Raw genomic sequence first — 3,073 nt, 5'->3', positions numbered from 1 at the left:
TACGAACACGACCACCGAGCCAACTCCGCCTTGGAGCTGGCCGCTTAGAAGATCTCCACAGTCCGAGGGGATTGACAATGAACTCCTGGCCTGACCGGCGATTATTCAGGAAGAGCGAGGTCCTAGGCTCGCGTCGCGATGTAGCTGCTCCAGTGCAATTCCGCTCGGAAGGTGTGCGAGGACGTGATCGTGCTGCACGCGATGCGGTGGTCGGACGAGATCGAGGGCGCGCTCGCCCTGATTCTCGACGGGCCACAGTTCCGGGACGCCTACACCGACGCCATGGCGAAGATCATCGAAGCGAAGCGGGAGGACCGTGAGCTGCCCGAGGCGCCGGACCCGGGGAGCCGGGCAAGGTGTTGGACCTCATGGCCGCCCTGACCCAGTCCGTGCAGCAGGCCAAGGCATCCCGCGACGAAGGCACGGAAGCCGACGTGCACGACCTGCCTGCGAAGAAGACCACGAGGAAGAAGGCGGCCGCGAAGAAGGAGCCGGCCAAGAAGGCCACCACCAAGAAGACCACCAAGAGGACGACGGCGAAGAAGACGTCGGGACGCCGACCGCGCAGCGCCTGACCGCGGCGGCCGTGTCGCGGACCGGACTATGGCGGGTATGGGTGTAGCTCTTCCTCTGGGAAGATCCTGAATCTTGTTGTGAGGTAGTCAGCTCTGGTGTCGATCCAGGCGAAGGTGAGGCCGGCGGCCCACGCGAGGATAAGGCGGGCCTTCCCCGGGTGGCTTGTTGATCAGTCAGCTGGTGGCGGGGCAATCCCGAGGACTGGCAGGCAGTCGCCAACGGCGACGAGTTCGATGTCCTCGCGACGCCGCTTGATCCACTGCTCGCGGGTCAGCCTCCGTTGCTTGATCTCCGCCGGCTCGCCGCGCCGGGTGTCCCAGCTGACGCCGTTCGGCACGTAACCCAGAGCTTGGGAGACACGGTTCGAGGGATGGTTGTCGAAGAAGGCATCGCTGCTCGCCTCACGGGCCCCCAACCCATCGAACGCCAGATGCAGCACCGCCTGCCGCATCTCCTTGCCCAAGCCGCCACCCCGCACCTCCGGGCTGAGCCAGGAGAATGTGGTGACCGTTCCGAATGTGGCGAAGTCGGTGCCGATCAGATCCTGCATGCCCACCGGCTCGCCGTCGATGACCACGACAAAGTACAGCCGCCAAAGGCTCGCGCTGACCCGGCCTCGGCCCCGCCACACCCCCTGTAGCCAGCCCCACTCGCGCTCCGGGCCGTCCTCATAGAGGGACATCGGATCGTCAAAGGGCCACGAAGGCTGCGTGACCACACCCTTGCGGACCGTGGGGACCAGGCGCTCCAAGAGCTCATCTGTCGCCCCCGGCAAGGGCAGCCGGGGTGTGTGCACCTGCACGTTCAACGGGGGATACGCGGACAACGGAGAGGCAATTGTCGGCATGGGCGCCACCCTAGGGGCCGGGAAACACGGCGTGCATCACATTTTCGGCCTGGAGCCTGGGCATGGCGATCTTCCCAGAGGGAGAGCTACACCCGACGGGTATCCCCATGACGGGACCTTTCTGCAGGCCAAATGAGATGGCCCCCGTCGCGTTCCACGCGATCACGCACGTCGTGCCCACTCTCTCAAGCACGTGGGGTGGCTCTGACCATGTGAGCGCTTGCTGGATGACCACCGGGCTGCCATCGCACCGTCAACTTCGACCACCCACTCAAGGCGGCAGAGATCACCCCGTTCGCCGACCTGCTGCTGCGGCAGTCGAACGGGCCAAGCGCCGTCAGGTGACGCCTGGGCCGGAGGACGAGTCCAGCCTCCGCATACGGACAGCGACTGTCGCCGCCGCCCTCGGCGTGGTGCGTCGTCACAGAGTGGTCCCGCGGTAGTAGCGGCTTGCTGGAGTAGGAGCGGCTTGCTGGAGTAGGTTGCGGCGCTGTGCCGTGCAACCTCGCGGGCGGCCCGGGGCTCGCCGCCCTCGGCTTGAGGAAGCGCGTTCGCATCGTGCTCGCGTATTCACCGTTGCTGCCGGGCGTGGCGTCTCTTCCCGTTCGCTGGGATCTGTGCCCGGGAACGGCCGGCGGGCCAGACCGTGTCCCCGCGGCTTGCGGCCGCGGGGACACGAGCGAGGCGTGAGCGGGTCTGGACGAACTCCACGGGGCTCGTGCCGCGGGCGGTCCACGCCTCCCGCCAGGCACAGGGCCCCGCAGCCGCGCCTGGGTCATCTCGCATCTGCAGTCTTAGCGGTCCTGAGCCGCACCCAGTGACGGACCGGGCTCGGCCTGGGACACCGGCCTGCTGCCCGGATGCGGCAGGCGGCAAGGCCCGGCGTCCTCAAGTCGGTGCACCGAGCCTTGCCGCAGCGGGGCGATCAGGCAGGGCGGATGTTCTCCGCCTGTGGGCCCTTCTGGCCCTGGGTGACGTCGAACTCGACCTTCTGGCCCTCTTGCAGCTCGCGGAAACCCTGGGCGGCGATGTTGGAGTAGTGGGCGAAGACGTCGGGGCCGCCGCCCTCCTGCTCGATGAAGCCGAAGCCCTTCTCGCTGTTGAACCACTTGACAGTGCCTTTGGCCATGACCGTCTCCTTCGAGGGAAACCGGGCCCGCACCCTGCGTGCCCGGGAGGTGATCGCCCTGGTCCGGAGAGGCGCTGAAACGCACGAACGCCCGTGATGGCGATCACGGGCGAACGGGACTTCGGAACCACGACTGCTGGATCACGACGCTACACCCGGAGGGTGGCAGCCGCTAGCGAGAAGGCGCCTGGCTCAGCGCCCGGCATGTCAGTGTGCTCCCAGGCGTCGGCCACCCTTGTCTCGGTGCATTGACGAGAGCCTGATCGGCGGCTCGGGGTCCGTGAACCCTTCTGCCCCGGATGCCCCGACCGTTTCGGTGACAGATGGCTCGGGACGCGGAGGCCACGTCCGGCCGGACGGGTGACGCCTTCCAGCCACCTCGGCAGGTCAGCGTACTGGCGCGGCCAGGCCGGGCCCCAGGTCTGCCCGACGCGGGCGCGATGGCTAGGGGGTGTTTCGAAAGTCCCGCACAGCACCCACAGCGCCCGGCACGCACTCTCGCCGCACCGGCCGAAACCCCA

General features: G+C 67.6%; 4 protein-coding genes. 2 read left to right on the top strand and 2 right to left on the bottom strand.

The window, feature by feature from the left end:
• Positions 1-183: 183 nt before the first annotated feature.
• Entirely contained in the window at positions 184-381 is a 198-nt protein-coding gene (locus AC5P09_RS51500) for a hypothetical protein (protein ID WP_493880559.1), read from the top strand.
• Positions 369-575, top strand: coding sequence for a hypothetical protein (locus tag AC5P09_RS51495; protein WP_493880558.1), 207 nt, complete (start codon positions 369-371; stop codon positions 573-575). Before AC5P09_RS51500 ends, AC5P09_RS51495 begins: the two co-directional genes overlap by 13 nt.
• 170 nt (positions 576-745) lie before the next feature.
• Here AC5P09_RS51495 and AC5P09_RS51490 read toward each other — a convergent pair whose 3' ends face one another.
• Together AC5P09_RS51490 and AC5P09_RS51485 are read right to left on the bottom strand one after the other, a co-directional pair.
• Entirely contained in the window at positions 746-1,423 is a 678-nt protein-coding gene (locus AC5P09_RS51490) for a GNAT family N-acetyltransferase (RefSeq protein ID WP_493880557.1), read from the bottom strand.
• Between the two features lie 925 nt (positions 1,424-2,348).
• A complete protein-coding gene (locus AC5P09_RS51485) occupies positions 2,349-2,552 on the bottom strand; it encodes a cold-shock protein (RefSeq protein ID WP_007379522.1) in 204 nt (67 codons plus the stop codon).
• Between the last annotated feature and the right edge of the window lie 521 nt (positions 2,553-3,073).

The organism is Streptomyces sp. a15 (assembly GCF_059026085.1).
This window is presented reverse-complemented; position numbering and strand designations above follow the sequence as displayed.

Coding starts and splice junctions, on each gene's coding strand:
- AC5P09_RS51495 (WP_493880558.1), top strand. CDS start 369: ATGGCCGCCCTGACCCAGTCCGTGCAGCAGGCCAAGGCATCCCGCGAC.
- AC5P09_RS51490 (WP_493880557.1), bottom strand. CDS start 1,423: ATGCCGACAATTGCCTCTCCGTTGTCCGCGTATCCCCCGTTGAACGTG.
- AC5P09_RS51485 (WP_007379522.1), bottom strand. CDS start 2,552: ATGGCCAAAGGCACTGTCAAGTGGTTCAACAGCGAGAAGGGCTTCGGC.